Source organism: Rhodanobacter sp. T12-5 (assembly GCF_008329435.1).
Lineage (GTDB): Bacteria > Pseudomonadota > Gammaproteobacteria > Xanthomonadales > Rhodanobacteraceae > Rhodanobacter.
In genome coordinates, this window is the sequence record NZ_NPKN01000001.1 from 854,370 (window position 1) to 878,818 (window position 24,449).

26 protein-coding genes are annotated in these 24,449 nt (G+C 66.6%); all 26 read left to right on the plus strand.

From position 1 onward, the window contains the following. Nucleotides 1-35 precede the first annotated feature (35 nt). The gene (gene fliD, locus CIW53_RS03555; RefSeq protein ID WP_149363303.1) at nt 36-1,430 is read left to right on the plus strand and encodes a flagellar filament capping protein FliD; all 1,395 of its coding nucleotides are present in this window, start codon (nt 36-38) and stop codon (nt 1,428-1,430) included. Nucleotides 1,431-1,442: 12 nt separating this feature from the next. Then, nucleotides 1,443-1,853, plus strand: coding sequence for a flagellar export chaperone FliS (gene fliS / locus CIW53_RS03560; RefSeq protein WP_149363304.1), 411 nt, complete (start codon nt 1,443-1,445; stop codon nt 1,851-1,853). Then, nucleotides 1,850-2,155, plus strand: coding sequence for a flagellar protein FliT (locus tag CIW53_RS03565; protein ID WP_149363305.1), 306 nt, complete (start codon nt 1,850-1,852; stop codon nt 2,153-2,155). The genes fliS and CIW53_RS03565 overlap by 4 nt, the downstream gene beginning before the upstream one ends. Before the next feature lie 140 nt (nt 2,156-2,295). Continuing rightward, nucleotides 2,296-2,847 (plus strand): PilZ domain-containing protein, encoded by a 552-nt coding sequence (locus tag CIW53_RS03570; RefSeq protein WP_149363306.1) that lies wholly within the window; start codon nt 2,296-2,298, stop codon nt 2,845-2,847. 358 nt (nt 2,848-3,205) lie between these two features. Continuing rightward, on the plus strand, nt 3,206-4,630 hold the full coding sequence (locus CIW53_RS03575; RefSeq protein ID WP_149363307.1) for a sigma-54 dependent transcriptional regulator: 1,425 nt from the start codon (nt 3,206-3,208) through the stop codon (nt 4,628-4,630). 118 nt (nt 4,631-4,748) lie between these two features. Then, nucleotides 4,749-5,078, plus strand: coding sequence for a flagellar hook-basal body complex protein FliE (gene fliE / locus CIW53_RS03580; protein WP_149363308.1), 330 nt, complete (start codon nt 4,749-4,751; stop codon nt 5,076-5,078). Nucleotides 5,079-5,124: 46 nt separating this feature from the next. Further along, nucleotides 5,125-6,822, plus strand: coding sequence for a flagellar basal-body MS-ring/collar protein FliF (gene fliF / locus CIW53_RS03585; RefSeq protein ID WP_149363309.1), 1,698 nt, complete (start codon nt 5,125-5,127; stop codon nt 6,820-6,822). Next, a complete protein-coding gene (fliG, locus tag CIW53_RS03590) occupies nt 6,812-7,828 on the plus strand; it encodes a flagellar motor switch protein FliG (RefSeq protein ID WP_149363310.1) in 1,017 nt (338 codons plus the stop codon). The genes fliF and fliG overlap by 11 nt, the downstream gene beginning before the upstream one ends. Beyond that, on the plus strand, nt 7,828-8,451 hold the full coding sequence (locus CIW53_RS03595) for a FliH/SctL family protein (RefSeq protein WP_149363311.1): 624 nt from the start codon (nt 7,828-7,830) through the stop codon (nt 8,449-8,451). Before fliG ends, CIW53_RS03595 begins: the two co-directional genes overlap by 1 nt. Then, on the plus strand, nt 8,448-9,815 hold the full coding sequence (gene fliI / locus CIW53_RS03600; protein WP_149363312.1) for a flagellar protein export ATPase FliI: 1,368 nt from the start codon (nt 8,448-8,450) through the stop codon (nt 9,813-9,815). The genes CIW53_RS03595 and fliI overlap by 4 nt, the downstream gene beginning before the upstream one ends. Beyond that, nucleotides 9,812-10,237, plus strand: a complete 426-nt coding sequence (gene fliJ / locus CIW53_RS03605) for a flagellar export protein FliJ (RefSeq protein ID WP_149363313.1) — start codon at nt 9,812-9,814, stop codon at nt 10,235-10,237. The genes fliI and fliJ overlap by 4 nt, the downstream gene beginning before the upstream one ends. 361 nt (nt 10,238-10,598) lie before the next feature. Next, a complete protein-coding gene (locus CIW53_RS03610) occupies nt 10,599-11,498 on the plus strand; it encodes a flagellar hook-length control protein FliK (protein WP_172969570.1) in 900 nt (299 codons plus the stop codon). A gap of 443 nt (nt 11,499-11,941) precedes the next feature. Further along, complete coding sequence (locus CIW53_RS03615) at nt 11,942-12,433, plus strand: flagellar basal body-associated FliL family protein (protein WP_149363315.1); 492 nt, start codon at nt 11,942-11,944, stop codon at nt 12,431-12,433. Nucleotides 12,434-12,449: 16 nt separating this feature from the next. Beyond that, on the plus strand, nt 12,450-13,466 hold the full coding sequence (gene fliM, locus CIW53_RS03620) for a flagellar motor switch protein FliM (RefSeq protein ID WP_149363316.1): 1,017 nt from the start codon (nt 12,450-12,452) through the stop codon (nt 13,464-13,466). Further along, nucleotides 13,463-13,810 carry a flagellar motor switch protein FliN gene (gene fliN / locus CIW53_RS03625; protein WP_149363317.1) on the plus strand — a complete coding sequence of 116 codons (348 nt, stop codon included), beginning with the start codon at nt 13,463-13,465 and terminating at the stop codon, nt 13,808-13,810. The genes fliM and fliN overlap by 4 nt, the downstream gene beginning before the upstream one ends. A 17-nt stretch (nt 13,811-13,827) precedes the next feature. Beyond that, nucleotides 13,828-14,199 (plus strand): flagellar biosynthetic protein FliO, encoded by a 372-nt coding sequence (locus CIW53_RS03630; RefSeq protein ID WP_242451757.1) that lies wholly within the window; start codon nt 13,828-13,830, stop codon nt 14,197-14,199. Beyond that, nucleotides 14,196-14,951 carry a flagellar type III secretion system pore protein FliP gene (gene fliP / locus CIW53_RS03635; protein ID WP_149363319.1) on the plus strand — a complete coding sequence of 252 codons (756 nt, stop codon included), beginning with the start codon at nt 14,196-14,198 and terminating at the stop codon, nt 14,949-14,951. Before CIW53_RS03630 ends, fliP begins: the two co-directional genes overlap by 4 nt. A gap of 985 nt (nt 14,952-15,936) precedes the next feature. Next, on the plus strand, nt 15,937-16,206 hold the full coding sequence (gene fliQ, locus CIW53_RS03640) for a flagellar biosynthesis protein FliQ (protein ID WP_149363320.1): 270 nt from the start codon (nt 15,937-15,939) through the stop codon (nt 16,204-16,206). Next, nucleotides 16,203-16,985 carry a flagellar biosynthetic protein FliR gene (fliR, locus tag CIW53_RS03645; protein WP_149363321.1) on the plus strand — a complete coding sequence of 261 codons (783 nt, stop codon included), beginning with the start codon at nt 16,203-16,205 and terminating at the stop codon, nt 16,983-16,985. The genes fliQ and fliR overlap by 4 nt, the downstream gene beginning before the upstream one ends. Nucleotides 16,986-16,995: 10 nt before the next feature. Continuing rightward, entirely contained in the window at nt 16,996-18,132 is a 1,137-nt protein-coding gene (flhB, locus tag CIW53_RS03650) for a flagellar biosynthesis protein FlhB (RefSeq protein WP_149363322.1), read from the plus strand. A gap of 15 nt (nt 18,133-18,147) precedes the next feature. Further along, nucleotides 18,148-20,241: a flagellar biosynthesis protein FlhA gene (gene flhA, locus CIW53_RS03655; RefSeq protein ID WP_149363323.1), complete on the plus strand. Its 2,094-nt coding sequence runs from the start codon at nt 18,148-18,150 to the stop codon at nt 20,239-20,241. A gap of 121 nt (nt 20,242-20,362) precedes the next feature. Further along, complete coding sequence (flhF, locus tag CIW53_RS03660; RefSeq protein WP_149363324.1) at nt 20,363-21,640, plus strand: flagellar biosynthesis protein FlhF; 1,278 nt, start codon at nt 20,363-20,365, stop codon at nt 21,638-21,640. Between the two features lie 14 nt (nt 21,641-21,654). After that, complete coding sequence (locus tag CIW53_RS03665; RefSeq protein ID WP_149363441.1) at nt 21,655-22,599, plus strand: MinD/ParA family protein; 945 nt, start codon at nt 21,655-21,657, stop codon at nt 22,597-22,599. Beyond that, a complete protein-coding gene (locus CIW53_RS03670) occupies nt 22,596-23,324 on the plus strand; it encodes an RNA polymerase sigma factor FliA (protein WP_149363325.1) in 729 nt (242 codons plus the stop codon). Before CIW53_RS03665 ends, CIW53_RS03670 begins: the two co-directional genes overlap by 4 nt. Nucleotides 23,325-23,392: 68 nt before the next feature. Then, nucleotides 23,393-23,800, plus strand: coding sequence for a chemotaxis response regulator CheY (locus CIW53_RS03675; protein WP_149363326.1), 408 nt, complete (start codon nt 23,393-23,395; stop codon nt 23,798-23,800). Next, nucleotides 23,797-24,438, plus strand: coding sequence for a protein phosphatase CheZ (locus CIW53_RS03680; RefSeq protein WP_149363327.1), 642 nt, complete (start codon nt 23,797-23,799; stop codon nt 24,436-24,438). Before CIW53_RS03675 ends, CIW53_RS03680 begins: the two co-directional genes overlap by 4 nt. Nucleotides 24,439-24,449 lie beyond the last annotated feature (11 nt).

Consider the following 24,449-nt stretch of genomic DNA (forward strand, 5'->3'; position numbering starts at 1 on the left):
GCGGCCGTTCCATTTGAATCCAGGACGACCCGACCATGGCGATCACCGTCAATTCCGCCACACCCACCACCGGCCTGTTGACCTCGATGGGCGTCGGTTCGGGTCTTGACGTAGCCACCCTGGTCACCCAACTGGTCAATGCCAAGAAGGCACCCCAGCAAAACCAGATCACCGATCAGGCGCAAACCGCCAATACCCAGCTTTCCGCGCTTGGCCAGGTCAGCGCCGCGCTTTCGGCCTTGCAATCGGCGATGGCCTCGATCAGCGATGGCAGCGCATTCAGCGCGCACAGCGTGAGCAGCAGCGACACCACCATATTGAACGCCACCGCGACCGGCAGCGCCGTCGCCGGCAGTTACAAGATCGAAGTGACCCAGCTGGCCAGCGCCCTCAAGGCCTCGTCCGGTGCGTTCACCGGCAGCAGCACCACGGTCGGTACCGGCACACTCACCATTGCGGTGGGCGGCCAGACCATGAATCTTTCCATCGATGGCAGCAACAACTCGCTGGCATCGATTCGCGATGCGATCAACAAGGCCAGCGACAACCCCGGCGTCAGCGCCACCATCGTCAACGGTACCGACGGCGCGCACCTGGTGCTGAGCGGCACCCGCACCGGCGCAGCCAATGGCTTTACGGTGTCGAGCAGCGGCGGCGATGGCGGTCTTGCCGCACTCAACTACGATGCGAGCGCCGGCAGCGGCAACAATCTGACCGTGATCACCGCGGCCAGCGATGCGCTGTACACCATCGACGGCCTGGCCGCGAACAGCGCCGGCAACAGCATCAGCACCGCCATCGACGGACTCACCCTCAACCTGTCCGCGCTGGGTACCAGCACGGTCAGCGTGGCCAATGACCCGTCCAAGGCGACCAGCGCGCTGACCAACCTGGTCAATACCTACAACAGCTTCGTCGGCATCTATCAAAACCTGACCAAATACGATGCGACGACGAAGACCGCCGGCGCGATGATCGGCGACGCCACGCTCAACGGCATCAACAGCACCTTGTCGCGGATCATCGGCGGCAGCGCCAATGGCGCCACGCTGTCCTCGATCGGCATTTCGTTGCAGGTGGACGGAACGCTCAAGCTCGACAGCGACACACTGAACGCGGCACTCGCCGATGGCGGCAAGCAGGTCAGCGACGTGTTCGGCGGCGACAACGGCTTCTCCGCGCAACTGGGTGCCCAGCTGACCAACTGGGTTGGCGACAGCGGCGTACTGGCCGGGCGCACCGACAGCATCAGCCAGCAGCTGAAGGACCTGGGCGACCAGCAGGACGCGCTGAACGCCCGCATGGACAGCCTCACCGCACGTTACCAGGCGCAGTTCACCGCGCTGGACACGCTGATGTCCAAGCTCAACAGCACCAGCAGCTACCTCACCCAGCAGTTCGACGCGCTTACCAACAGCAACAAGAAGTAAGGAGATACGGTCATGGGATTCGGTTACGGCGCAGGCGCCTACCAACAAGTCCGTTCGCATGGCGGCGTGGAGTCGGCCGATCCGCATGGCCTGATCACCTTGCTGATGGATGGTGCGCTGGAGCGGATGGTCAAGGCCCGTGCACACATGCAGCGCGGCGAGACGGCGGCCAAGGGCGAAACCATCTCGCGCTGCATCGAAATCCTGGGCGGGCTGCGTGACAGCCTCGATCCCAAGGCGGATCCGGCCATGGTCGAGCGGCTGGATGCGTTGTACGACTACATGAGCCGGCGCCTGCTGCAGGCCAACATCCGTGACGACACCACCCTGATCGACGAGGTCAGCCAGCTGCTGCAACAGGTGCGCGACAGCTGGGTGCAGGTCGCTCCGGCCGGCGCCGCTGAGCATGCCGCAAGCGCATGACCGAGCCAGCGAATGTGTCGCAGCAGACGCCTTTGGCGCAGGCGCTTCAGTTGACCCGCGACATGCTGATCGCCTGCCACGCACAGGATTGGGAGCGATTGACCGCACTGGAAGCCGAGCGCGAACCGCTGGTACTGCGCCAGCATCCTCGCGATGCCGCCACGCATGCGCAACTGGATGAATTGCTGGCGTGCGACCGCGAGCTGCAGGAGCTCGTTCGGCGGGCACGCGACACGGTGGCGGGGCAGTGGCAGAAGGAAACCGACCGATCCAAAGCGATCCTCGCCTACGCGCAAAAGTAGGGCGTATATTGTTGCCAACCGGCGTCGGGGGAGCCATGGCCGGCGTCGGGTTTCCGCACAGGGCAGTGGCTTCTTGAGCCAGCGCCAAAAGACCGCCTTCATGGCGGTTTCGGCATATCGCCGCGCCGCAGGATCGAACGATGACAAACAGCTGGGACGATTTCGAGCAACGCGTAAGCAGTGAGGAAGCGCTGCATGTCGACAGCGAGCCGCTGGCCTGGCCTCCGTCGCAGGCGCAACAGCTGCGACTGGCCGAACGAAATGCCAACACGCTGGCGGCCATCGCCGCGCTGGAAGAACGTCGTGCCGACATCGGCGAGGACGACACCCCGTTGATGCAGGAAATGCTGCGGATGGACGCCAAGCTCACCGCCCTGGTGGATATCGTCAACCACCTGCTCGTCCCCGCCGACACCTTGCCCCCGCGCCAGATGCTGCGTTTCAACGCGGTCGGGGCGTTGTTGCCTGCTGCGTTGCTGCCGCCGGGGGAAGCCTTGCTGCTGCGCCTGCATTTCGACGTGTGCCGCAGCCTGCCGCTGGAATTGCCCGCGCGCGTGGAGCGCCGGCTGGATGACGGCCGGGCGTTCGTGGTGTTCGCCCCGCTGAGTGACGTGATGAGTGACGCAATTGAGCGTCTGGTTTTTCGCCATCACCGACGCAAAGTGGCAGAAGCACGGCAACTCACTGATTGAGGTGTGATTTTGTTGACGAGGCAAATGTGATGCACCTCACATCCATGAAAGTTGGCATGCAATTTCCCTGACGCGGCCCCACGCCCTTCAGCACCCCGAGGTCGCCTCCGTGGCCTTGTGCAAACCTCCGTTGTTTCAGTCAGTTAAGACAGAACTGTTGAGTATGTGGGCAGCAGCAGGCCATCGCGGTCATGCATGTTTTGCCGACATGCGACGTTTTGTTGTCGCCACGGGTCGCAAAGCTGGCCTTCTTATTGCTCACGTTTCAACGTCGCCGGCGACGGAAAGTCGGCACCGATGAAAATGCAGATCCGCTGGGAAGCATGGATCTCCACACGTGCAGTAAGGAGAAAGAGTGATGCAGAAATTCGACTTCCTGGTGATCGAATCCGATCAGGCTCGTGTGGAATCCGTGCTGTCGGCGATCCACTTCCTCGGCTACCGGCCGCAGCATGCGGCGGCGTGCAGCGAGATCGACGACGCCACCCAGGCTTGGCGCGCGGTCTATGTCGGCAACGTCGATGATGATGCCGAGGCCGAGCGCCAGTTTGCGCTGCTCGGCGCGGCGGCTGGGCACATACCGCTGCTGGTGGCCAGCGACTCGCCGTGGGTCGAGCGCTTCAGCGCCGAGTCCTCGCCGTTTGCCGGCAGGATGGCGATGCTGGAATTTCCGCTGCGCTACGAAAAAATGGCCGAAGCGATGCGCAACATCTATGCGCGCCTGCTGGGCGGGCAAGCCGGCGGTTCACGGTTCGTCGGCAATTCGGGGCCGATGGTCCGGGTGAATGCGTTGATCCGCCAGGTGGCGCCGTTCGATTCGAGCGTGCTGGTACTGGGCGAGTCCGGCACCGGCAAGGAGATGGTGGCGCGGGCGATCCACGGGCATTCGCCGCGTCGCGACAAACCCTTCGTGGCGATCAACTGCGGAGCGATCCCGGCGGAGCTGCTGGAAAGCGAGTTGTTCGGTCACGAGAAGGGCGCCTTCACCGGTGCAATCAGCGCACGCAAGGGTCGCTTCGAAATGGCCGAAGGCGGCACGCTGTTTCTCGACGAGATCGGCGACATGAGCCTGCCGATGCAGGTGAAGTTGCTGCGGGTGCTGCAGGAGCGCGCGTTCGAGCGTGTCGGTGGCAACAAGACCCAGCGCTGCGACGTGCGCATCATCGCCGCCACCCACCGCAACCTGGAGCAGTCGATCGCCAACGACCAGTTTCGCGAAGACCTGTTCTACCGACTGAGCGTGTTTCCGCTGGAGCTGCCGTCGCTGCGCGAACGGTTGGACGACCTGTCGACATTGGTGAACGAATTCAACCAGCGGCTGGCCCGGCGCGGCCTGGGCGTGGTGCGCTTCAGTGCCGGTGCCATGCAGGCGTTGCGTGCGCATGCATGGCCGGGCAATGTGCGTGAACTCTCCAACCTGGTCGAACGCATGGCGATCCTGTTTCCGCACGGCGAAGTGCGCAGCAGCGACCTGCCCGAAAAATATCGCGGCCAGCATGCGGTCGACGAAGTGCACGGTTCGGCCCTGCTGGCGCTGATGGAAGATCAGCCGCTGCCGACCGAGGCCGGCGTGCAGCCGGTCGCCGATGCGCTGCGCATGTTGCCGGTCGAGGGGCTGGATCTGAAGGACCACCTGGCCGACATCGAAGTGGGGTTGATCCGCCAGGCACTCGACGCCACCGGCGGCGTGGTGGCCCATGCCGCGCGGCTGCTGCACATGCAGCGCACCACGCTGGTGGAGAAGCTGCGCAAGTACGGCTTGCAGAACAGCATCGCCGTGTAGCAGCGGCATATGCCCCATTCGCACCGGGTGTGGTCCCCGACAGCGTGGCACGGCTCGTGCATCCATCACTGCAAACCCGTCATGCGCCGGGATTCCGTCATCACATGGGTCAACCGACATGAGCACGATCGACGTCAACAACCTGCTTTCCCAGATGCGCCAGATGACGGCGCAGGTGCGCCCGCCGGAAGCCGCGTTCAAGGCGGCGCCTCCGGTTGGCGGTCAGGCGGATTTTTCATCGGTGCTCAAGCAGTCGATTTCGGCGGTCGGTCGCAACCAGATGGAAGCCGGCCGCATGGCGGCGAGTTTCGAACGCGGCGACCCCGGCGCTGATCTGGGCCGCACCATGATCGCGGTGCAGAAAGCCGACCTCTCGCTGCGCACCATGGTCGAGGTACGCAACAAGCTGGTCGATGCGTACAAGGACATCATGAACATGCCGGTCTGACGCATTCGCGTCGACCCGACCCCGCCCCTAGAAAACGAGCAGCAACATGGCAGACAACGCCATCGCGACGACCGGAAACAACGGCTCGCGCCTGGACCCCTTCAAGCAGATCGCCAGCAACCCGGCGACGCGCCAGCTCGTGCTGCTGGTGGCGGTTGCCGCCGCGGTGGCGCTCGGAGTGGCCGTGGTGTTGTGGTCGCGCGGACCGAACTACGGCCTGCTCTATGCCGGCCTGGAGCAGAAGGACGCCTCGGCGATCGTGCAGGAGCTGCAATCGAACAACACGCCTTACCAGCTGGGCAGCGATGGTTCATCGATCATGGCGCCGGCCGCCGACCTGGCCGCACTGCGGCTCAAGCTGGCCGCGAAAGGATTGCCGCAGGGCAGCGCCAACAGCAGCGCGTTGCCGGCCGCCGATTCGCCGTTCGGCATGAGCGACCTGGCCGAGCGCACCCGCTACCAGCAACTGCTGGAAACCGACCTCGGCACCACCATCAGCGGCTTGCAGTCGGTACGCTCGGCGCGCGTGCACCTGGCGTTGCCCAAGCCTTCGGCCTTCATCCGCGACAACCGCGAGGCCAGCGCATCGGTGCTGCTCACGCTGTACCCGGGCCGCCAGCTCGACGCCGGCCAGGTGGCGGCGATCGTTCACCTGGTGGCCGCCAGCGTGCCCGACCTGGACGCACGCCAGGTCTCGGTGATCGATCAGCAGGGCCAGTTGCTGACCACCGATCCGGACAGCCCCGGCGCGGTGGGCGACAAGCGCCTGGCCATGGCCACGCGCATCGAGAACACCTATGCCGAACGCATCGAGCAACTGCTGACGCCGCTGGTCGGGCCGGGCAGGGTGCGGGCGCAGGTCTACGCCGATCTCGATTTCAGCCAGACCGAAAAAGCGACCGAGACCTATGGCCACGATCATCCGGCCCTGCGCAGCGAACAGACCAGCGACGAGCATCACGGCGCTGGCGTGGCAGCGCCTGGCGGCATACCTGGCGCGCTGAGCAACCAGCCGCCGACCTTGGTGGCGCAGCCGACCGCGGCCAACCCCGCCGGCGGCAAGCCCGCTTCGGCAAGCAGCACGAAGGCCGTTGCCGACTCCGGCGAAAGCTCCAGCAGCGCCACCCGCAACTACGAACTCGACCGCACCATCAGCCATGTCAGCGACCCCGCGGGAAGGCTGTCCCGGCTGACCGTGGCGGTCGTGCTGGACGACAAGCTGGGCAATCCGGTGATCGACCCGGATACCGGCGTCGCCAAGCCCGCCAAGAGCGTGCCGTTCACGGCGCAGGAACTGCAGCACCTGACCGAACTGACCAAGAACGCGGTCGGCTTCGACGCTGCGCGCGGCGACAGCGTGAGTGTCGTCAACCAGGCATTTCACCGCGGTCCGGCCCCCGAGGAACTGCCCGAAACCCCGTTGTGGGAGCGGCCCGGCGCGATGGACCTGATCAAGCAGGGGCTCGGTGTGCTGATCGCGCTGCTGGTGGCCTTCGGCCTGCTGCGTCCCCTGTTGAAGGGGTTGCTGCGCGGCGAGGTCGCGGCGCGGGCACTGCCCTCGCCGATGCCGAAGATTTCCGTGCGCGTCGACGACGAGCCGGCAGCGAACGAGCCGGCTCGCCTCGGCGCCGTACCGACGCTTGCCTATGAACAACGCATCGGTCTGGCCAGGCGGATGGTCGGCGAAAACTCCAAACAGGTGGCGCAAGTCGTGAAGAACTGGGTGAGCGAAGATGGCAACTAACCGTTCCGACGCACCCGTCACTGGCGCACAGCGCGCGGCGATCCTGTTGCTGACGCTGGGCGAGCAGGATGCCGCCGAGGTGCTCAAGCACCTCAGTGCCCGCGACGTGCAGGCGGTCGGCACCGCGATGGCGGCGCTCTCCAGCGTATCGCGCGAGCACGTCGAGCACGCGCTGACCAAGCTCAACGAAGACATGGGCCGGCAAACCTCGCTCGGCGTGGGTACCGAGGAGTACATCCGCAAGATCCTGGTCAACGCGCTGGGCGAGAACAAGGCCGGCGGCCTGATCGATCGCATCCTGCTCGGGCGCAGCAGCAAGGGGCTGGAGTCGCTGAAGTGGATGGAAAGCCGCGCCATCGCCGAGATGATCAACCAGGAGCACCCGCAGATCATCGCGCTGGTATTGGCGCATCTGGAGCCGGACCAGGCGGCCGAAGTGATCGGCTACCTGCCGCCGCGCGTGCGCTCCGATGCGGTGATGCGCATCGCCACGCTCGATGGCGTGCAACCGCACGCGCTGAACGAACTGGACGAAATCATGGAGCGCCAGTTCTCCGGCACCAACAAGAAACTCAAGTCTGCCAACGTCGGTGGCCTCAAGGCCGCCGCCGACATCCTCAATGCGATGGAAACCAGCCGCGAGGCCGAGCTGATGACGGCGATACGCAGCCAGGACGATGCCCTGGGCGGGCGCATCGAGGATCTGATGTTCGTGTTCGAGGACCTGGCCGAGCTGGACGATCGCGGCATGCAGGTCCTGCTGCGCGAAGTGCCGTCCGGCACGCTGATCACGGCCTTGAAGGGCGCCGAGCCGGCGATCCGCGAAAAGATCTTCGCCAACATGTCCAAGCGCGCCGCCGACATGATGCGCGACGACCTCGAGGTGAAGGGGCCGGTACGCCTGAGCGACGTCGATGCGGCGCAGAAAGAGGTGCTTGGCATTGCCCGCAAACTTTCCGACGCGGGCCAGCTCAGCCTGGCCGCCAGCGGGGATGAGTTCGTCTGATGGCCGCCGCGATCCATCAAGCGACTTCGGATTTCCAGCGTTGGGAGCTGCCGAACGTGGGCACCCAGCCGCTCACGCCGAAGGCCGCCAACACGCCGCCGCAGCCGACCGTGCGCGAACTGGCGGCGCTGGAGGAACAGGCGCGTGCGGAGGGTTACGCCGCCGGTCGCGCCGAAGGCCTGGCAGCGGCGCAGCAGCAACTGCAGCAGCGCCTCGCGCAACTCGACGCGCTGTATGACGCGGCGGCGCGGCCGCTGCAGTCGCTCGACGAGCAGACCGGGCAGGAGCTGGCCCGATTGGCGACGATCGTGGCCAGTCGCGTGATCGCGCACGAGTTGCAGTTGTCACCCGGACTGATTGCGAACGCCGTGCGCCAGGCAGCCGGCATGTTGCCTGCCGCCACGCGCGAACTTCGCGTGCACGTGCATCCGGACGATCTGGCATTGCTGCAGGAACTCGGCGCGGCGGAAAGTCATTGGCAGTTGCTGGCCGATCCCGCGCTGGCGCGCGGCGACTGCCAACTGGAAAGCGCGCGTTCGCGGCTCGATGCGCGCGTGGAAACCCGCCTGGCAGCGGTCATCGACGCCGTGCTGGGCGACGACGGCAACGGGCCGGACGAATGAACGCCGAGGCGATACTTGCCGCGCGGCAGGCGAACTGGCAGCGCCAGTTCGCGCGTCAGGGCAGCCGCGCCGAAGCGGCACGCACGCTGATCGTGGAAGGCAGCTTGCGCCGCGTGGTCGGGCTGACGCTGGAGGCGGAAGGTTGCGAGGCGGCACTCGGCGCACGCTGCCTGGTCGACACGGCGGATGGCGCAAAACTCGAGACCGAAGTGGTCGGCTTTGCCGACGAGCGGCTGTTGTTGATGCCGGTCGGCGACATGCATGGCGTGCTGCCGAATGCGCGGGTACGCCCATGCGCGCACAGCGGCGGATTGCCGGTCGGGATGGGTCTGCTCGGCCGGGTGATCGGTGCCGATGGCGCGCCGCTGGACGGGCTCGGCCCGCTGGATGCGGACGAACACGCCGCGCTCAAGCGCGAGCCGATCAACCCGATGGCGCGCAAGCCGATCGATGCGCCGCTGGATGTCGGCGTGCGCGCGATCAATGCCCTGCTCACCGTGGGGCGCGGGCAGCGACTTGGCCTGTTCGCCGGCTCCGGCGTCGGCAAGTCGACCCTGCTCGGCATGATGACCCGCTATACCAATGCCGACGTGGTGGTGGTCGGCCTGATCGGCGAGCGCGGCCGCGAGGTGAAGGAGTTCGTCGAGCATACGCTGGGCGAGGAAGGCCGCCGCCGCGCCGTGATCGTGGCCGCGCCGGCCGACGCGCCACCGCTCAAGCGGCTGCGCGGCGCGCAGTACGCCACCGCGATCGCCGAGTGGTACCGCGACCGCGGCATGCGCGTGCTGCTGCTGATGGATTCGCTGACCCGCTACGCGCAGGCGCAGCGCGAGATTGCACTGGCCATCGGCGAGCCGCCCGCCACCAAGGGCTATCCGCCGTCGGTGTTCGCCATGATGCCGGCACTGGTCGAGCGTGCCGGCAACGACGAGGACGGGCGCGGCTCGATCACCGCGTTCTATACCGTGCTGACCGAAGGCGACGACTACCGCCACGACCCCATCGCCGATGCGGCACGCGCGATCCTCGACGGCCATATCGTGCTGTCGCGCGACCTCGCCGAAGCGGGCCATTACCCGGCCATCGACATCGAGGCATCGATCAGCCGCGTGATGCCGGCGGTGGTGACGCGCGAGCATTTGCGCGCGGCGCAGCGCTTCCGCCAGGTCTATTCCGCCTATCGACAGCAACGCGACCTGATTGCGGTGGGCGCTTACCAGAAGGGCTCCGATCCGCAGGTCGACCAGGCGATCGGGATGTGGCCACAACTGCGCGCATTCCTGCAGCAGGAGGTGGACGAGCCGATGACGATTGACGAGGCGATCGCGAAACTCGACGCGCTCGCCGAGCAGGTGACTACATGAATTCCCGCGCGAGACAACTTCTGCCTGCGGTGGAGCAGGCCAAGCAGCGCAGCGAGGAAGCGCTGGTGCAATTGGCGGCACAACAAAACGCGCTGGCCAAGGCGGAGCATCAGCTTGCCGAATTGCGGCGCTATCGCGAGGAGTACGCCGCCAGCGGCGACGGCGCGCTCAACGTGGCCACGCTGCTCAACCGCCAGCAATTCGTCGAACGCATCGATCAGGCGATCATGCAGCAGCAGGGCGAGATCGCGCGGCAGCAAAAGCTGCTGGCGCAGGTTCGCGATCATTGGCAGCGGACGCATGCGCGCGAGAGCGCGCTGGAGAGCGTCGTCGCGCAGCATCGCGAGCTGGAACGACAGGCGGAGGACCGCCACGAGCAGGCCGAGGTCGACGAACGCATGCAGTACCGGCGGCCGCGATGAGCGCCGCGTTCGCATGGCGCGGTTCGAGCTTGTCGCCGTTCCCTGCCGGCGCGCTGTCGGCAGCCGCCTGTCCATCATCTTTTTCCGGAGCGTCCATCACATGACTGCCGCCACCGTTGGTTCCACTTCCGTCACGACTGCCGCGCCTCGCGGCAGCTCCGCCGGCACGGCCCCCGGATCGGCCGCATCCTCGGCCGGATCGGATCATTTCGATCATCAACTGCATGTCGCGCGACAGCGGAATGCGTCGCGCGATCCCGATCGCTCATCCACGCAACCGCATGCTTTTGCGCCTGACACGAAACCGCATGAGGCGAGCAAGCCCGGCGCGGACGCGTCCCAGGCGAAAGATGCGCATGACGTGCCGGCAGCGCCGGCGAATGCGCCAGCCGCCGCGCCGCCGACCGCATCAACCACGCCGCCGGCATCCCCGGCACAGGAAGCCAACCTACCGGTGGCGAAGGCGCCGGCGGACACCAGCGAAGGGGATGATCGGGCAGCGTCCGCGCTGGCCGGCGCCATGCTGGCCTTGATTGCACCGTCGGTGGCCGGCGTGTTGCGGCCCGCGGCTGCCGCCGGCAAGTCGGCCGATGTGCTGGTCCAGGCCGGCAACGGCCCAGTGACCAATGCTGCGGCGGCAACCTTGTTGCAGCTCGATCCGGCCGCAGGCGCGGCCACGCCCATCACGGCAAATCCGGCGCCCGCCGCGATCGCCAGCATGCTGGGTGCAGCCGACGGCTTGTTGCCGATCGCTCCGGCGGGGAAGGACTCAGCCCCGGATGGCGCGGCGCCCGCGCTCGCGTTGTCGGTACCGCCGGCTACCGTGGCGCCGGCCCTGCCTCCCGTGCTGCAACTGCAATCGCCGGTGGGCAGTCAGGCCTTTGCGCAGGACCTCGGCCAGCAGGTGGCCTGGCTGGGCGGACAGGACATCAAGCAGGCGCGGATCCGGCTGCATCCCGAGGAGCTGGGTTCGCTCGACGTCAAGCTCAGCGTGACCCACGGGCGAGTCGACGTGGTGTTCAGCGCGCAGCACCCCGGCGCGGTATTGGCGGTGCAGCAAAGCCTGCCGCAGCTCGATCACATGCTCGCCCAGCACGGTCTTTCACTCGGCCATGCCGAGGTCGGGCAGCAGCATCGTGGCGACCGGCATGGCTCGGCCGCTGACACCGGCAGCGATGCGCTGGACGATGTCGGCGAGATCCACGGCGTCGCCCTGTCGGCAACGCCGGGTACGGTCAGCCTGCTCGACGCATTCGCCTGAGCGTCTGCAAGTCTCTTGAAGGAGTCTCGGAACCGCCTTTGTTCGCCATTCCCGCGAACGCGCGCTGCTGTCCGTAATGGTTTCGGGTGCGCACTCGGCACTCGGCACTCGGCATGAGTTGCGATGGCCTTCCCCGCTGTGGGAGCGACTTCAGTCGCGATGCTTTTGGAGTTCTGCGGCGGCTTGCGCAAAAAGCATCGCGACTGAAGTCGCTCCCACGAACGCCCACAAGCATCCGGCTCGCCCAAGCAGGCGCGCCGTCGTGAACGCGTCGCGACGACCGCCCGGCAGGCGTCAAGAAAACGCCGCCGCCCGCGACAGAAACTCCCATTTCGACTGAAAGGCGCGCGTATGCAAGCTCCGCAAACGATGGCACGCGGTTTGCTTTGATCGGATGACGCCGCCGTGCGGAGTCTTCCAATCCATTGCAGGTCGAGGTTTTCATGATCGAGGACGAACAATCCGAAGTGCTGGCAGAGGCTCCGGTGGAACGCAAGAGCCGCAAGCTGCTGGTGATCGTGGTGAGCGTGCTGTTGCTGGCGGCGCTGGGCGCGGGTGGCTATGCGTGGAAGGTGCGCTCCGGGCATGCGAAACCCGTTGCCGTGACCCTCAGCAAGACCGAGCTCTACCTGCCGCTGGAGCCTGCCTTCGTGGTGAATTTCCGCGACGACGAATCGCTGCGCTACCTGCAGGTCGGGGTGACGCTGATGTCGCACGACGCGGATGCGCTCAACACGGCCAAGAGCGCCGACCCGGTGATCCGCGATGCGCTGGTGGCGCTGTTCAGCGACCAGAAGTATTCGATCATCAGCGATGCGGCCGGTCGCGCCAACTTGCAGGCGCAGGCGCTGGCGGCGGTGCGCAAGATCGTCAAGGCGCGGATCGGCCGCCCCGGTATCGACGCGTTGTACTTCACCAGTTTCGTGATGCAGTGACCGAGACCATACGCGCATGAGCGATCTGCTTTCCCAGGACGAAATCGACGCGCTGCTGGATGGCGTGACCGGCGGCGCCGTCGCCACCGGCAACGACGAGCCGCTGCCGCCGGACGCGGTGATCTCCTACGACTTCACCCAGCAGGACCGCATCGTGCGCGGTCGCCTGCCGACGCTGGAGATGGTCAACGACCGCTTCGCGCGGTTCTTTCGCACGGCGATCTTCAGCGTGCTGCGCAAGACCTGCGAGGTCTCGGTGCTGGGCGTGAAGATGGTCAAGTTTGCCGAATACGTGCATGGCCTGGCGGTGCCGAGCAATTTGAACCTGGTGCGCATCAAGCCGCTGCGCGGCACCGCGCTGGTGTTGTTCGAGCCGCGCCTGGTGTTCACCGTGATCGACAATTTCTTCGGCGGCGATGGCCGCTACCACGCACGCATCGAGGGGCGCGATTTCACCGCCACCGAAAACCGCGTGATCCAGATCATGCTGGAGGCACTGTTCGGCGCGATGATCGAGGCATGGGCGCCGGTGCTCGATCTCCAGTTTGAATACCAGAGCTCGGAGATCAACCCGCAGTTCGCCAACATTGTCAGCCCGACCGAGACGGTGGTGGTGTCGCGCTTCCACGTCGAGCTCGACGGCGGCGGTGGCGATATCAACCTGACCCTGCCGTACGCGATGGTCGAGCCGATCCGCAACCTGCTCGACGCCGGCGTGCAGAGCGACCGCGTCGATCGCGACGACCGCTGGGCCGAGATGCTGCACGAGGAAATACTCGACGCGGAGGTGGATCTGAGCTCGCTGCTGCTGGAGGCTCAAATGAGTCTCGGCGAGTTCCTGCACCTGCGGCCGGGCGACGTGATCCCCGTGCAGTTGCCCGAGCTGGCCACTGTCTATGCCGAAGACGTGCCGGTGTTCCGCGGCCGCTACGGCCAGTCCAACGGCCGCAACGCCGTGCGTTTCCATGTCCATGCCGGGCGGCGCGAAAGGCGCACGTTCGGCGACCATTCCACAGAGAAGACCCCCGCATGAGCCAGTCCACCGATAGTGCCTTCGCCGAATCCGGCGAGCGTGTTCAATTCGATTCGTTGCAGGCTGCCGCCGGCGACGGCGGCGACGTCAACCTCGACATGATCCTGGATGTGCCGGTGACGCTGGCGATGGAAGTAGGGCGTACCCGCATCAGCATCCGCAACCTGCTGCAGTTGAACCAGGGCTCGGTGGTCGAGCTCGATCGTTCCGCCGGCGAGCCGCTGGACGTATTCGTCAACGGCACCCTGGTCGCGCATGGCGAGGTGGTGGTGATCAACGAGAAGTTCGGCATTCGCCTGACCGACGTGATCAGCCCGGCCGAACGCGTGCGCAAGCTGCGCTGATGGGCACGTTGGCGCTCATGCTTGCTGCGGCCCCGGCGGCGACGCCGGAGTTCAATGCTGCCGGCGAACTCGTTCGCGTGGTGCTGAGCCTGCTCGGCATCATCGGCCTGATCCTGGCCGCCGGCTGGCTCACTCGCCGGATGCAGCGCCGCCACGGCGCGGCCGGGCGGCGCATCCGCTGCGTCGAATCGTTTGCGGTGGGCGCGCGCGACCGGCTGCTGCTGCTGGATGCCGATGGCAAGCGTCTGCTGATCGGCATGGGTCCGAGCGGCATGCAGACCCTGCACGTCTACGACGGCACGCCCGAGCCTGTCGCGGCGGAACCGCCGGTCGCGCCGCCGATGCCGGCATTCGGCGACCTGCTGGCCCGCTGGAAGCGCGCCTCGTGAAGGCGCGCCACTGGATCATGGCCGGCGTGCTGCTGTTGCTGCCGCTGGCGTCACTGGCGGCGGTGCCGACGGTACCGGGCATTCCGCTGGTGAACGTGCAGCACACGCCCGATGGCGGGCAGAGCTGGACGATGTCGTTGCAGGTGCTTGCGTTGATGACGGCGTTGACGTTGTTGCCGGCGATCGCGCTGATGATGACCTCGTTCACCCGCATCATCATCGTGCTCGGTTTCCTGCGCCAGGCGCTGGGCACGCAATCGACGCCGCCGAACCAGGTATTGCTGGGCCTGGCCTTGTTCCTCACCCTGTTCGTCATGTCGCCGGTACTCAACCGCGCGTATGTCGATGGCGTGAAGCCGTACATGGACGGCCAGATCACTGCCGAGCAGGCGCTGCCGGCCGCCTCGGCGCCATTCAAGCGTTTCATGCTCGACCAGACGCGCGACGCCGACCTACAGTTGTTCACCCGGCTGGCCAGGGAGAAGCCGTACGCCAGCAAGGCCGACGTGCCGTTCAAGGTGGCGATGCCGGCGTTCCTCACCAGCGAATTGAAGACCGCGTTCCAGATGGGCTTCCTGCTGTTCATTCCGTTCCTGATCATCGACCTGGTGGTCGCCAGCGTGCTGATGTCGATGGGCATGATGATGGTCTCGCCGATGATCATCTCGTTGCCGTTCAAGATCATGCTGTTCGTGCTGGTCGATGGGTGGACGCTGTTGCTCGGCACACTGGCGGGGAGTTTCTACACGTGAGCGCGCATCGCCCGACGCAGGCTTCTGCGGGAGCGGTTTCAGCCGCGATTGCTGTTTGTTCTTGTTGTTTCAGAGCGAAGAGCTTTCGTGCTCCTGCGGAGCGCGAGTTACTTTCTCTTTGTGTGGCCAAAGAGAAAGTAACCAAAGAGAAAGGCCACCCCGCTTGGCGCTTGCCGCCCATCCATGGGCGGCAAGTCCGTGAGTCGGGGCCGGGCTTTTCGATCGGACTCCTGTCCGAGCGAAAAGGAGCCGACATCCTGTCGGCTCCCCCTTTGGGGCCTGTCGTCCCCGCCTCACCGCCGCACAGGGGCCCCGGTAGAGCAGCGGGCCATCCTGGCCCGCACTCGGTGCGCAGCGGCTGCGCCGCCGCCAATGCGGAAGAGCGTGTGGCTTTGTCGTTTCCCCAAACTCCCGTTCACCCTGAGCGCAGCTCGCGTCAGCGAGCGGAGTCGAAGGGCCATGCTGAGCGAACCCTTCGGCTCCGGCCTTGCGGACTACGCTCAGAGCCTGCCGCGGACTCGATCCGGGGGCGAACGATGGGAGTTGCGAGTGATTTTGTTATGCCTCGGCGTGCTCCTTGTAGGAGCCCGCTTGCGGGCGATGCCTTTGCTTTTGATCGCGCTCTTCCCGGAGTGCACGCAGGATGCGCGCCGCTCTACCGGGGCCCCTGTGCGGCGGTGAGGGACGGACGACAGGCCCGCAGGGTGATCGGCAGGGATGCCGATCATTTTTCGTCAGGGCAGGATGCCCTGTCGAAAAACCCGGCCGGCCCTCACGGACTTGCCGGGCATGGATGCCCGGCAAGCGCCAAGCGGGGTGGCCTTTCTCTTTGGTTATCTTTCTCTTTGGCCACGCAAAGAGAAAGTAACTCGCCCTCCGAAGGAGGACGAAAGCTCTTCGCCCTAAAACAGCAGGAACAAAGAGCAATCGCGACTGAAGTCGCTCCCACAAACGAGCGGTGCGCAAGCATCGCCGGAGCCGCCTCATGACCCCTGAATCCATCATGGAAATCGGCCAGCACGCGCTGTACGTGGCGATGCTGGTGGCCGCGCCGCTGCTGTTGACCGCGCTGGCGGTGGGTCTGCTGGTGGGCGTGATCCAGGCGGCCACGCAGATCAACGAAATGACGCTGAGCTTCATTCCGAAGCTGATTGCGATGGCACTGGTGGCGCTGGTCACCGGACCGTGGATGTTGCGCCTGCTGGTGCAGTACACCACGCATCTGATCGAGAGCCTGCCGGGGGCGGTCAGATGAACGGCGCGCCGCTCGCGCTGGACCTGGCGCAGTTGCCGATGTGGCTGGGCAGCCTGTTCTGGGCGATGGGGCGGGTCAGCGGCCTGTTCCTGATCGCGCCGGTGTTCAGTGCCACCGTGGTGTCGGCGCGGATCCGCATCGGCATGGTGGTGGTGCTGACGCTGGTGCTGGCGCCGCTGGCGCCGACCACGATCGACCTGCTCAGTGGCGAGGGCGTGGCGACGATGGCGGGGCAGGTGTTGATCGGCGCGGCGGTGGGTTTCGTGTTGAAGCTGGTGTTCGAGGCGGTGTCGTTCGGTGGCGAACTGGTGGCGCAGAGCATGAGCCTGGGTTTTGCCGAAGTGGTCAACCCGCAGGCCGGCGGCAGCTCTACCGTGCTCAGTCAGTTCTACCTGCTGCTGGTGACTTTGCTGTTCCTGGCGATGGACGGCCATTTGCGGCTGATCGCGCTGCTTGCCGACAGCTTCCACAGCCTGCCGCCGGGAACGAACGTGATCAATGCCAACGGCCTGCATGCGGTGGTCGCCTTTGGCGGCGAACTGTTTTCCGGCGCGGTGCGCGTCGCGCTGCCGGCGATGACCTCGTTGCTGGTGGTGAACATCGGCTTTGCCGCGATCAGCCGCGCGGCGCCGTCGATGAACCTGTTCGCGGTGGGTTTTCCGATCACGGTGTCGCTCGGCTTCATCGCGTTGTGGCTGGCGTTGCGCAGCCTGCCCGGCGCGTTCGAGGCGCTGCAGGGCGAGGCCTGGTCGTTGATGCGCAACCTCACGGGGAGCTAGGAGTCTGCCCATGTCGGACGACAGCGACCAGGAGAAAACCGAAGAACCTACCGAAAAACGCCTGCGCGAATCGCGCGAGAAAGGCGAGGTCGCGCGATCGCGTGACCTGTCCGGCGCGATCGTCGTGCTGGCCGGCGTGGCGGCGCTGATGAACGGCGGCGAGAGTGCGTTCCTGCATGCCCGCAACATCTTCAAGCTCGGCCTGGGTTACTCGCGCGAAGCGCTGTTCTCCGACGCCTTGCCGGGACGTGCCCTGCATGCGGCGATGCGCGAGGCGCTCGATCTGTTCGCTCCGGTGGCGCTGGCGACGATGCTTGCCACGCTTGCCGCACCGCTGCTGCTTGGCGGGCTGAATTTCAGTGCGCAGGCGTTGCAGCCGAAGTTCGAGCGGCTCGATCCGATCAAGGGGTTGGGCCGGATTTTCGCCATGCGTGGCCTGGTCGAGCTCGGCAAGGCGATGCTCAAGCTGATTTTCATCGGCGCGGTGCTGTTGCTGCTGCTGCGCCATTGGCAGAACGAACTTCAGGCGACCGGTCGTGGTTCGGTCACCGCCGGCATCGCGCTTTCGATCGGCCTGCTCGGCCGGGCGGCGTTGTGGTTCGGGTCGATGCTGGCCCTGATCGGCGGCATCGATGCCATCTACCAGAAGTTCGACCACGCCAAGACCCTGCGCATGACCAAGCAGGAGATCAAGGACGAGATGAAGGAGAGCGAGGGCAATCCCGAGATGAAGGGGCGCATTCGCCAAGTGCAGCAGGCGCAGTCGCGGCGCCGCATGATGGAGGAATTGCCCAAGGCCGACGTGGTGGTGGTCAATCCCACCCACTTCGCGGTGGCGCTGCGCTACGACGACGGGCGCATGGGCGCGCCGCGGGTAATCGCCAAGGGTGTCGACGTGCTGGCCCAGCAGATCCGGCTGGTGGCGGGCAGCCACCGCATCCCGATGGTCGAGTCGCCGCCGTTGGCACGGGCCTTGTATGCAACGACTGAACTGGGTCGGGAAATCCCCGCCGCGCTGTACGTGGCGGTGGCCCAGGTCCTGGCCTACGTGTACCAGCTGAAGCAAGCCGCGGCGCAGGGCGAGGCACCACCGGCAGCGCCAACCCCCGAGGTCGATCCCGACCTGATGGGGCCTTACCGCGAATAACGACGAGTCAAATCCATGACGGGCGCAGATGTACTAGGCAACTTCAAGCACTTCGCGCGACGGGGTATTGGCGCACCGGTGATGATGCTGGTGATGCTGGCGATGCTGATGTTGCCGCTGCCGCCGTTCCTGCTCGACATGCTGTTCAGCTTCAACATCGCGCTGTCCCTGGTGATCCTGCTGGCGGTGGTCTACGTGATGCGGCCGCTGGAATTCGCCGCGTTCCCCACCGTGGTGCTGATGGCGACGTTGCTGCGGCTGGCGCTGAACATCGCCTCCACCCGCGTGGTGCTGCTGCACGGGCACGACGGCCCCGGCGCGGCCGGCAAGGTGATCGAGGCGTTCGGCGAGTTCGTCATCGGCGGCAATTTCGCGGTCGGCCTGGTGGTGTTCGCGATCATCACCATCATCAACTTCGTGGTGGTCACCAAGGGCGCCACCCGCGTGTCGGAAGTGACCGCGCGCTTCACCCTCGATGCCATGCCCGGCAAGCAGATGGCGATCGACGCCGACCTCAACGCCGGCCTGCTGACCCAGGAGCAGGCGCGCGAGCGGCGCCAGGAAGTACGCGAGGAGGCGGACTTCTACGGCTCGATGGACGGCGCCTCGAAATTCGTGCGCGGCGACGCGACCGCCGGCATCCTGATCCTGATCATCAACATCGTCGGCGGCTTCTTCGTCGGCGTGATGCAGCACGGCCTGTCGGCCAGCGAGGCGGCCAAGACCTATACCCTGCTGACCATCGGCGACGGCCTGGTGGCGCAGGTGCCGGCGCTGATGTTGTCGGTGGCGGCGGCGATCATCGTTACCCGCGTGTCCAAATCGCAGGACATGGGCAAGCAGGTGATCGGCCAGGTGTTCGGCCAGCCGCGCGCATTGGGCGTGGCAGCGGCGGTGCTGATCGTGATGGGCGTGATCCCGGGCATGCCGAACGTGGCGTTCCTGCTGCTAGGCGCAGCCTGTGCGGGCGCGGCGTGGATGCTGCTGCGGCGCGAACGTGAAACCCGCGCCAAACTGGCGGAGTCGACCGCCGAGCCTGCCACCGCGGCCGCGCCGGCCGAGCGGGTGGAGTTGGGCTGGGAGGACGTCGCCAGTGTCGACCCATTGGGCCTGGAAGTGGGCTACCGGCTGATTCCGCTGGTCGACGTGCACCAGGGCGGCGAGCTGATGGGGCGGATCAAGTCGGTGCGCCGCAAGCTGTCGCAGGAGCTGGGCTTCCTGGTGCCGGCGGTGCATATCCGCGACAACCTCGATCTTGGCCCGAACACCTACCGGATCACCCTGATGGGCGTGCCGATGGGCGAGGCCGAGGTGCACAGCGAGCGCCTGATGGCGATCAATCCGGGCCAAGTGCACGGCACCTTGCAGGGCATCGCCACGCAGGACCCGGCATTCGGGCTGGAGGCGGTGTGGATCGAAAGCGGCCAGCGCGAGCTGGCGCAGAGCTACGGTTATACCGTGGTCGATCCGGCCACCGTGATCGCCACGCACCTGTCGCACATCCTGCAAGGCCACGCGCACGAATTGCTCAGTCACCAGGACGTGCAGCAACTGCTGGACCGGCTCGCCGCCAACGCGCCCAAGCTGGTCGAGGATCTGGTGCCGCGCCGGCTGTCGCTGGGCGTGGTGGTCAAGGTGCTGCAGAACCTGCTGGCCGAGCGGGTGCCGATCCGCAACATGCGCAGCATCGTCGAATCCTTGGCGGAGCACGCCGGGCAGAGTCAGGATCCCGGCGTTCTGACCGCCGCCGTGCGCGTGGCGCTGGGCCGGCAGATCGTGCAGGAGATCACCGGGCTGGGCACCGAGGTACCTGTGATCACGCTGGCGCCGGAGCTCGAACAGATCCTGCTCGGCTCGCTCGCCGGTGGCGGTGGCGTGGCCGGCGCCGCGGTGGAACCGGGCCTGGCCGACCGTCTGCAGCAGAGCGTGGCCGAGGCCGCGCGCAGGCAGGAATTGAACGGGGAACCGGCCGTGCTGCTGGTCGCGCCACCGCTGCGGCCATGGCTCGCACGCTTCACCCGGCACGTGGCACAAAACCTGCACGTACTGGCCTACAACGAGGTACCCGACAACCGTCGGGTGCGATTGGTACAGGCCTTGGGGCGATGAAAGCCGGGATGACGCGATTCGGGATTCGGGATTCGGATAGAGCGGGTGCGCTGCGAACTGGCGCAAACAGCTTTTGCGAATCCCGACTGCCGACTCCCGAATCCCGCGTACGGAGCAAACAATGAAGATCAAACGTTTCGTGGCACCGGACATGCGCCAGGCGATGCGCGAAGTGCGCGAGGAGCAGGGCCCGGAAGCGGTGATCCTGTCGACGCGTCGGCTGGACGAGGGCATCGAGCTGATCGCTGCGATCGACTACGACGAGGCGCTGGTGCGCGAAGCGGCCCGGCATGGCGCATCGCATGACGCTCCGGCGCCGATGCCGGCGGCAGCCGAACCGACCGTGGCGCCGCCGGTGCCGCCGGAGTTGCGTGCCGCGCAGCGGGATCTGGCCACGCGGCTGTCGCGCGCACCTGCGGTAGCGGCGTCGGCGAGCGAGGTGCCGGCCATCCGTCCGCTGATGGAGCGCGCCGCGCAGGACACGACGCAGATGCGCGCCGAGCTGGGCAGCCTGCGCGAGATGCTGGAGATGCAGCTGTCGAGCCTGGCCTGGAACGACATGGAGCGACGCCAGCCGCTGCGCGCACGCGTGCTGCGCGAGATGACCCGACTGGGCATCGAACCGGACGTGGCCCGCGCGCTGGTCGCGGGATTGCCCGACCAGATCAACGCCGAGCAGGCGCGCTACCTGCCGCTGGGCATGCTCAGCCGCAGCGTGGTCGTGAGCGGCCGCGGCCTGCCCAGCGACGAGCCGGGCGTCACCGCGCTGGTCGGCCCCACCGGCGTCGGCAAGACCACCACCATCGCCAAGCTCGCCGCGCGCGCGGTGATGCGCCACGGTGCCGACCAGGTCGCCCTGGTCAGCACCGATCACTACCGCATCGGTGCCGCCGCGCAACTGGAACATTACGGCCGGCTGCTCGGCGTGCGGGTCTATCCGGCCTACGACGCGGACAGCCTGCGCAAGGTGCTGGAGATGCTGCACGGCCGCCATACCGTGTTGATCGACACCGCGGGGGTGGCTGCCAGCGATCCGCGGCTTGCCCAGCAGATGGCGATACTCGCCGATGCCAGCGCACTGCGCGCCTGCCTGGTGCTGGCCGCCAACGCGCAGGCGCAGGCGCTCGACGCCGCGGTGAGCGCGTACCTGCCGCTGAAACCGCGAGCCTGCATCCTGACCAAGCTGGACGAGGCACCGAATCTGGGCGGCGCGCTGTCGGCCGTGATCCGGCACCGGCTGCCGCTGGACTACACCACCGATGGCCAGCGCGTGCCCGAGGACATCGCCACCGCGGATGCGCGCGTACTGGTGTGTCGCGCCGCGCAATCGCTGAAAGGCCAACTGCCGGACGACAGCCTGATGGCCGAACGTTTCGGCCTCGCGGCGGCCTGCGCATGAGCGGAGTACTCGCGATGGACCAGGCTTCGGGACTGAAGCGGATATTTGCCTCGATGATCCACGGCCCGGCGGCCGAAGCCGCGCCCGGTCATCAGGCCAGCGGCTTGCTGGGCGCCGCCACGACGGCACCGGCGCCCCGGCGGCATTGCCGCGCGATCGCCGTGGCCGGCGGCAAGGGCGGCGTCGGCAAGAGTACGGTGGCAGTGAACTTGGGCATGGCGCTGTCGATCGCCGGGCACGAGGTGATGCTGCTGGATGCCGACATGGGCCTGGCCAATATCGACGTGCTGCTGGGGCTCACCCCGTCACGCCACATCGGGCACCTGCTCGACGGCGAGTGCACGCTGGAGGAATTGCTGCTGCCGGCGCCGCACGGCCTGCAGATCATCCCCGCCGGTTCCGGCGCGCGCCGGCTGGCGCAGCTGGACAACGGCGAGCACGCCGCGATCATCCGCGCCTTCGACGAACTGGCGCGGCCTCCGGAATACCTGCTGGTGGACACCGCCGCCGGCCTCTCCGACAACGTGACGATGTTCGCCGCCGCGGCCGACGAGGTGATCCTGGTGGTGTGCGACGAACCGGCCTCGCTGACCGACGCCTACGGCCTGACCAAGGTGCTCAGCCGCGACTTCGGCGTGCGCCGCATCCGCATGGTCGCCAACATGGTGCGCAACGAGGGCGACGCGCGCCAGCTTCACCACAAGCTGTCCCGGGTCAGCGATCGCTTCCTCGACGTCGTGATCGATTTCAGCGGCTGGGTTCCGCATGACGAGCGCCTGCGCCAGGCGATCAAGCGGCAATCCGCGGTGGTCGACCTGTGGCCCTCCAGCCATTCGGCGCTTGCATTCAAGCAAATGGCCGGTGCGGTCGATACATGGACTGAACCCGACCGCGGGGGTCTCGACCGGATTGCCTTTTTTGGTAGCCGGACAACACCGGCGGACGGGGTACCGAGATGAGCGTGACGTCGGAATATCTGCAACATTCCCGCGAGAGTGCCGACGAACTGGTACGTCGGCACGCGCCACTGGTTCGGCGTATCGCCTATCACCTGATGGGGCGATTGCCGGCCAGTGTCGACGTGGGTGACTTGATCCAGGCGGGAATGATCGGTTTGCTGGAAGCATCGCGACACTTTGCCCTCGATCGCGGGGCCAGCTTCGAAACGTATGCGGGCATCCGCATACGTGGCGCCATGCTGGACGAATTGCGCCGCACCGACTGGACCCCGCGTTCCGTCCATCGCAAGACCCGCGAAGTGGCCGAGGTGATCCGCCAGATCGAGACCGAGACCGGCGCCGAGGCGGACGATGCCGAGGTGATGCGGCGGCTCGGCATCAGCGCCGAGGAATACCACCAGGTACTCGCCGATGCGGCCTGCGTGCGCCTGGTCAGCCTCACCGCGTCCGACGACAGCGAGGAAAGTGCGGTACTGGACGTGGTCGACGAGAGCGGCCTCGGTCCGCAGGAGAACATCGAACGCGACGGCATGCGCGAAGCGCTGGTCGAGGCCATCGGCAGCCTGCCCGAGCGCGAGCAGATGGTGATGTCGCTGTACTACGAACAGGAGTTGAACCTGAAGGAGATCGGTGCCGTGCTCGGCGTGAGCGAGTCGCGGGTCTGCCAGATTCACGGCCAGGCGGTCATCCGGCTTCGCGCAAGACTCACCGGCTGGCGCGGTTGAGCAGGCGGCATCCCCAGAAATCCCCCAAGGGCCGCGCATCGGCCTGCATCGTGTAGTGGAGAAGGCGTTTGGACAAGAACATGAAAATCCTCGTGGTGGACGATTTCTCCACCATGCGGCGAATCGTCCGCAACCTGCTGGTCGAGCTGGGTTTCAGCAACCCGCTGATCCAGGAGGCCGACGACGGCGAAAGTGCGATCGCGATGCTGCGCAGCCTGCCGTTCGACCTGGTGGTGACCGACTGGAACATGCCGAACATGACCGGCATCGACCTGCTGCGTGCGATCCGTGCCGAGGAATCGCTCAAGGGGATGCCGGTGCTGATGGTGACCGCGGAGAACAACCGCGACCAGATCATCGCCGCCGCGCAGGCCGGCGTGAACGGCTACATCGTCAAGCCGTTCACCGCGGTCACCCTCAAGGAAAAACTCACCAAGATCTTCGAACGGATCGCCGCAAGCGGAGCCAGCGCATGACCATCATCTCTCCCCTCGCGATCGACGAGACCCTGCCCAACGAATTGCGCGATCTGCTGAACAGCCCCGAAGGCCCCGCCTTCGAGCACGCGCTGGACGTGATGGTGCGCCAGCGCGAACAGCGCCTGTTCCGCGCGCTCGGCCAGCTGGCGCGCGACCTGCACGACGCCGTGCGCCGGCTCGGTGGCGACCTCGCCCAGGAGGGCCTGCCCGGCAGCGTTGCCGACGCGCGCCAGCATCTGCAGGACGCCTTGGAAATGAGCGCGCAGGCCGCCCATCGCAGCCTCGATTTTGCCGAGCGCATGCGGCCCCAGGCCGAGTCGCTGGCGCACAACGCCGGTGAAGTGCTGGCCTGGACCAGCGGCAACGATGCCGCCGCCGTCCTCGCGCGCGAAGCCACCGAATTCGCCACCAGCTGCCGCGACGGCCTCGCCGACATGGTGCTGGCGCAATCGTGGCAGGACCTGACCGGCCAGCGCATCAAGAAGGTCGCCAGCTTCATCGGCACGGTGGAATCGTCGCTGCTGGAACTGGTGCGGCTGACCGGTGCGCTGGCCGGCAGCGAGGCGCCGGTGAGTGCGGTCAAGGTGTCCAGTCAGGACGACGCCGACCGCCTGCTCAGCGAATTCGGGTTTTGAGCGCGGGGTTG

What these genes read in the sequence shown, in the direction of transcription:
- CIW53_RS03575 (WP_149363307.1), top strand. Translation starts at nt 3,206, where the DNA reads ATGCAGAAATTCGACTTCCTGGTGATCGAATCCGATCAGGCTCGTGTG.
- CIW53_RS03615 (WP_149363315.1), top strand. Translation starts at nt 11,942, where the DNA reads ATGATCGAGGACGAACAATCCGAAGTGCTGGCAGAGGCTCCGGTGGAA.
- CIW53_RS03570 (WP_149363306.1), top strand. Translation starts at nt 2,296, where the DNA reads ATGACAAACAGCTGGGACGATTTCGAGCAACGCGTAAGCAGTGAGGAA.
- fliE (WP_149363308.1), top strand. Translation starts at nt 4,749, where the DNA reads ATGAGCACGATCGACGTCAACAACCTGCTTTCCCAGATGCGCCAGATG.
- CIW53_RS03670 (WP_149363325.1), top strand. Translation starts at nt 22,596, where the DNA reads ATGAGCGTGACGTCGGAATATCTGCAACATTCCCGCGAGAGTGCCGAC.
- fliJ (WP_149363313.1), top strand. Translation starts at nt 9,812, where the DNA reads ATGAATTCCCGCGCGAGACAACTTCTGCCTGCGGTGGAGCAGGCCAAG.
- flhB (WP_149363322.1), top strand. Translation starts at nt 16,996, where the DNA reads ATGTCGGACGACAGCGACCAGGAGAAAACCGAAGAACCTACCGAAAAA.
- CIW53_RS03680 (WP_149363327.1), top strand. Translation starts at nt 23,797, where the DNA reads ATGACCATCATCTCTCCCCTCGCGATCGACGAGACCCTGCCCAACGAA.
- CIW53_RS03665 (WP_149363441.1), top strand. Translation starts at nt 21,655, where the DNA reads ATGGACCAGGCTTCGGGACTGAAGCGGATATTTGCCTCGATGATCCAC.
- fliS (WP_149363304.1), top strand. Translation starts at nt 1,443, where the DNA reads ATGGGATTCGGTTACGGCGCAGGCGCCTACCAACAAGTCCGTTCGCAT.
- fliI (WP_149363312.1), top strand. Translation starts at nt 8,448, where the DNA reads ATGAACGCCGAGGCGATACTTGCCGCGCGGCAGGCGAACTGGCAGCGC.
- fliG (WP_149363310.1), top strand. Translation starts at nt 6,812, where the DNA reads ATGGCAACTAACCGTTCCGACGCACCCGTCACTGGCGCACAGCGCGCG.
- fliM (WP_149363316.1), top strand. Translation starts at nt 12,450, where the DNA reads ATGAGCGATCTGCTTTCCCAGGACGAAATCGACGCGCTGCTGGATGGC.
- fliQ (WP_149363320.1), top strand. Translation starts at nt 15,937, where the DNA reads ATGACCCCTGAATCCATCATGGAAATCGGCCAGCACGCGCTGTACGTG.
- flhA (WP_149363323.1), top strand. Translation starts at nt 18,148, where the DNA reads ATGACGGGCGCAGATGTACTAGGCAACTTCAAGCACTTCGCGCGACGG.
- fliD (WP_149363303.1), top strand. Translation starts at nt 36, where the DNA reads ATGGCGATCACCGTCAATTCCGCCACACCCACCACCGGCCTGTTGACC.
- CIW53_RS03565 (WP_149363305.1), top strand. Translation starts at nt 1,850, where the DNA reads ATGACCGAGCCAGCGAATGTGTCGCAGCAGACGCCTTTGGCGCAGGCG.
- flhF (WP_149363324.1), top strand. Translation starts at nt 20,363, where the DNA reads ATGAAGATCAAACGTTTCGTGGCACCGGACATGCGCCAGGCGATGCGC.
- fliF (WP_149363309.1), top strand. Translation starts at nt 5,125, where the DNA reads ATGGCAGACAACGCCATCGCGACGACCGGAAACAACGGCTCGCGCCTG.
- CIW53_RS03630 (WP_242451757.1), top strand. Translation starts at nt 13,828, where the DNA reads ATGCTTGCTGCGGCCCCGGCGGCGACGCCGGAGTTCAATGCTGCCGGC.
- fliN (WP_149363317.1), top strand. Translation starts at nt 13,463, where the DNA reads ATGAGCCAGTCCACCGATAGTGCCTTCGCCGAATCCGGCGAGCGTGTT.
- fliR (WP_149363321.1), top strand. Translation starts at nt 16,203, where the DNA reads ATGAACGGCGCGCCGCTCGCGCTGGACCTGGCGCAGTTGCCGATGTGG.
- CIW53_RS03595 (WP_149363311.1), top strand. Translation starts at nt 7,828, where the DNA reads ATGGCCGCCGCGATCCATCAAGCGACTTCGGATTTCCAGCGTTGGGAG.